General features: G+C 66.1%; 3 protein-coding genes. 1 reads left to right on the top strand and 2 read right to left on the bottom strand.

Annotated features, from left to right (window positions below; genetic code table 11):
• Positions 1–158 precede the first annotated feature (158 nt).
• Positions 159–2,129 carry an acetate--CoA ligase gene (gene acs / locus ABD301_RS02485; protein ID WP_344306691.1) on the bottom strand — a complete coding sequence of 657 codons (1,971 nt, stop codon included), beginning with the start codon at positions 2,127–2,129 and terminating at the stop codon, positions 159–161.
• 111 nt (positions 2,130–2,240) lie between these two features.
• Between acs and ABD301_RS02480 the strand changes: the two genes are divergently transcribed.
• Positions 2,241–2,966, top strand: coding sequence for a Fic family protein (locus ABD301_RS02480; RefSeq protein WP_344306689.1), 726 nt, complete (start codon positions 2,241–2,243; stop codon positions 2,964–2,966).
• Between the two features lie 288 nt (positions 2,967–3,254).
• On the opposite strand, the gene ABD301_RS02475 is transcribed toward ABD301_RS02480, so the two are convergent.
• Entirely contained in the window at positions 3,255–4,031 is a 777-nt protein-coding gene (locus ABD301_RS02475; protein WP_163568148.1) for an HAD family hydrolase, read from the bottom strand.
• Positions 4,032–4,345 lie beyond the last annotated feature (314 nt).

Genomic DNA, 4,345 nt, shown 5'->3' with positions numbered 1-4,345 from the left:
TCCCGAATAACAACAAAAACTCCGACTCGACACGCCGAAACAACCTAACAAAGTACTACTAGGATCTCGCCGCTCGGGACGCGGCCGGAGACACTGGCCCGGGCCTGAATGCCAGCGGGGCACCTCACTGACGAATGAGGTGCCCCGCTGGCGGCGGGTCAGTCCTCCTTGCCGGCGCCGGTGTCGACGCCGTCGCGAATGAGGTTCATCACGGTCGGGTCGGCGAGCGTGGTGACATCGCCCATCTGCCGGTTTTCCGCGACATCGCGCAGAAGCCGGCGCATGATCTTGCCAGAGCGGGTCTTGGGCAGTTCTGGTACGACCAGAATCTGCCGCGGTTTCGCGATCGGACCGATTTCCTTGGCCACGTGATTTCGCAGCTCCGCGACCAGTTCGTCGCTGCCCTCGCCGGCATTTCCACGCAGGATCACGAAAGCCACGATCGCCTGCCCGGTGGTCGGGTCGGTCGCGCCGACCACCGCTGCCTCGGCCACCTTCGGGTGCGAGACCAGCGCCGACTCCACCTCGGTGGTGGAGATCCGGTGGCCGGAAATGTTCATCACGTCATCGACTCGGCCGAGCAGCCAGAGGTCGCCGTCCTCGTCCTTTTTCGCGCCATCGCCGGCGAAGTAGTAGCCCTGGTCGTGGAAACGGGACCAGTACGTGTCCTTGAACCGCTCGTCGTCGCCCCAGATCGTCCGGAGCATGGCCGGCCACGGCTCGGTTAGTACGAGATAGCCACCGCCGCCGTTGCCCACTGGTTTTCCGGTGTCGTCAACGACATCCGCGGAAATGCCCGGCAGCGCGCGCTGCGCCGAACCCGGTTTCGTCGAGGTCACGCCGGGCAGCGGACTGATCATGATCGCGCCGGTTTCGGTCTGCCACCAGGTGTCCACGATCGGCGCGTTGCCGTGTCCGACGTTGTCCCGATACCAGATCCAGGCCTCCGGGTTGATCGGCTCGCCGACACTTCCGAGCACCCGCAACGTGGACAGGTCGTACTTGGCCGGGATGTCCTGGCCCCACTTCATAAACGTACGAATCGTGGTCGGCGCGGTGTAGAGAATGGTCACGCCGTACTTCTGGATGATCTCCCAGAACCGGCCCTGATGCGGGGTGTCCGGGGTGCCTTCGTAAATAACTTCGGTGGCCCCGTTGGAAAGTGGGCCGTAGACGATGTAACTGTGCCCGGTCACCCAGCCGACGTCGGCCGCACACCAGTAAATGTCTGTTTCCGGTTTGTGGTCGAAAACCGCGTGGTGCGTGTACGACGCCTGGGTCAGGTAACCGCCGGACGTGTGCAGGATTCCCTTGGGCTTCGCGGTCGTACCAGAGGTGTAGAGAATGAAAAGCGGGTGCTCGGCGTCGAACATCTCCGGCTGGTGCGTTTCCGGCTGGTGGTCGACAACGTCGTGCCACCAGTGGTCGCGGCCTTCGGTCCAGTCGACTTCCTGGTTCGTACGCCTGACCACCAGGACGGTCTCGATGCTGGTGTCGGTGATGGCCTCGTCGACGTTGGCCTTGAGGCCGCTGGGCTTGCCGCGCCGATAGCCACCGTCGGCGGTGATGACCACCTTGGCGGCGGCGTCGTTGATCCGGTTACGCAGGCTGTCCGCGGAGAAACCGCCGAAAACCACCGAATGCGGGGCACCGATCCGAGCGCAGGCCAGGAAGGCGATCACCGCCTCCGGGATCATCGGCAGGTAGATCATCACCCGGTCACCGGCTTGCACACCCAGCTCGGTCAGCGCGTTGGCGGTCTTGCTGACCTCTTTGAGCAGCTCCGCGTACGTGATCTCGCGGGTGTCGCCGGGCTCGCCTTCCCAGAGCAGCGCGATCTTGTCGCCGCGGCCGGCCGCCACGTGCCGGTCCAGGCAGTTCACCGAGACGTTCAGCTTGCCGCCGACGAACCACTTCGCGAAGGGCGGGTTCCACTCCAGCGTCTGATCCCACTCCTGGCCCCACTCCAGGCGGCGCGCCTGCTCCTCCCAGAACGCCAGCCGATCCGCGCTGGCCTGCTCGTACGCCTCCGCCTTGACGTTGGCGCCGGCGGCCAGAGCGGCCGGCGGCTCAAACCGTCGCGTTTCGTGCAGCAGGTTCGAGAGGGCTGGATTTTCGGGCGAACTCATGTATCTCCTCCGGCGTTCGCATGCGGGTTTCTCTCCAAAAACCTAGTCACCTGGCTGGTCTGACGCCATCAGGCCAGGTGGCTCGGTCCATAAGTGGCAGACTCACCGGTCGTGACCGATGTGCTGATGCCACTTATGGACCTGACCGGAGTGGCCGAGGCGGCCGAGCAGGCGCGCGAGGAGATCGACCGGCTGCTGGCGCACAACCGGTTGCGGCGCAACTCCGCACCGGTCAGCGCCGAGGCCGCCCTTCGTGGGGCGCACGCGTCGGCGGCGCTGGAGGGTGCCGCGTACGACCTGGAGGCCGTCCGGGCGGGGGCCGTCACGAACACGGTCGTCCAGGGCGCATTGCGGGTCAGCGGGGCGCTGGGGTCCCTGGTGGATACGTGGGCGGTGGCGCCTCGCCAGGTGCTCGCCCGCCTGCACCTGCTGGCCGCTCGGGACACCGTCGAGGAGTCCCGGCTTGGTCGTCCGGATTTCGAAGAACCGGCCAGGCTGGATGCTCTTATGGACCTGCTGACTGGGCCGACCGAGGTGCCGGCGGTGATTGTGTCCGCGGTCGTCCAAGGCGAGTTGCTGGCCATGAAGCCGTTCCCAGGGCCGAACGGGCTGGTCGCGAGGGCCGCTGGCCGGCTCGTACTCGTGCAGCGCGGGCTGGATCCGAAGGCGGTGTCCGTACCCGATGCCGGGCATTTCGCCCGTGAGCCCGAGTATCGAGGGGCGGCCGCGACCTACGCGACCGGGACGGCCGATGGCGTACGAGCGTGGCTTCGGCACTGTTGCGCGGCCATCGCCGCCGGGGCCGCTGAGGGCCGCGCTATCTGTGACCTGGTCTAGTGCTGTGCGAGTTGGTGCGGACATAAAGACGGCGCCCCGTCTGGGGCGCCGCCGCGCACGAACAATCGAGTTATCAGGCGTGCACCTTCTTTTCGATAGCGGGGCTAGAAAGTCCCGCCACCAAGTAGCCGTTTCGCGGCCGGTCGCGCGTGGGTGCCCGGTGTTCGTGCCCGGAGCCCTTGCAAGGAGGGGAACCAGCCCGCTCGCTCAAGAAGTCCGTGGTGTTTTTGTACGCCTTCTACGGTGTGCTACGGAACCCCTACCAGCGGGTTATCTTTCCAAACCGATTCAGTTGTCGGGGTCGTCGTGGCGGCCGAACCAGAGCCAGCCGAGCAGCACGCCGACCGCCACCGCGGCGCTGCCGAGGGCGATTTGTCGGCTGGTCGGACCGCTCTTTTTGGGCTTCCGAAAATCCCGTACCGGCCAGCCGCGGTGGGCGGCCACCGCGCGCAACTCCTTGTCCGGGTTGACCGCGGTCGGATGGCCGACCGCCGCCAGCATCGGTACGTCGGTGATCGAGTCGCTGTACGCGTAGCAGTCCTCGAGGCGATAGCCGGCAGCTTCGGCGATCCGTACCATCGCCTCGACCTTGCCCTCGCCGGCCGGATAGGTGAGCACTTCGCCGGTGTAGCGGCCGTCCGCGATCGCCAGCTCGGTGGCCACCACGTGCTCGACTCCTAGCATGGCGGCAATGGGCCGGACCACCTCGGCCCCCGCCGAAGAGACGATCACCACGTCCCGCCCGGCGGCCCGGTGCTCCTCGATGAGTGCGGCGGCTTCCGCGTACACGATTGGAGCGATGCGATCCTGTAACGATCCGGCAATGATGGCGCTCACCTGGTCGACCGACCAACCCTCGCAAAGCGCCGCGAGCCGGTTCTTGACCTCTTCCATCTGGTTGCTGGTGGTCCCTCGCAACACGTACCGGAACTGGGCAAACGCGCCTTGGGCGACCATCCGGCGGGTGATCAGGCCACCCTTGTAGAACGCGCGGCCAAAGGCCAGCACGCTCGACTTCGCGATCACCGTCTTGTCGAGATCGAAGAACGCGGCGGTGCGCCCCATGCGAAGATCGTAAACGTCGGGGTCCAGTGTTGTTACTTCAGCCACCAGGACACAGTTCGGTTTTATGCCACCACAGACCGTGATGCGGTATTAGTATCCGCGCTGGGGCATTGGTCTGGCATTAGCCAGCCCTGGCCCCGTTGATCCCTCGGCGATGCTTCCCCCAGCAATCGCCGAGTGGGTCCGGCTCGGCCCCCCCGGAGTCGGACCCCCAGACGACCCCCGTCACCCCCCGGCGGGGGTCGTCGCCTTTCTCCCCACTCTCTGTCACTTCCCTACCCCCTTTTCTTGACCGCATCGACGCGATGCGTGCG

This window comes from Fodinicola feengrottensis (assembly GCF_039530045.1).
In the GTDB taxonomy this organism is placed as follows: domain Bacteria; phylum Actinomycetota; class Actinomycetes; order Mycobacteriales; family HKI-0501; genus Fodinicola; species Fodinicola feengrottensis.
The sequence above is the reverse complement of the archived record's forward strand: the minus strand, read 5'-3'. Positions and strand labels throughout refer to the sequence as shown.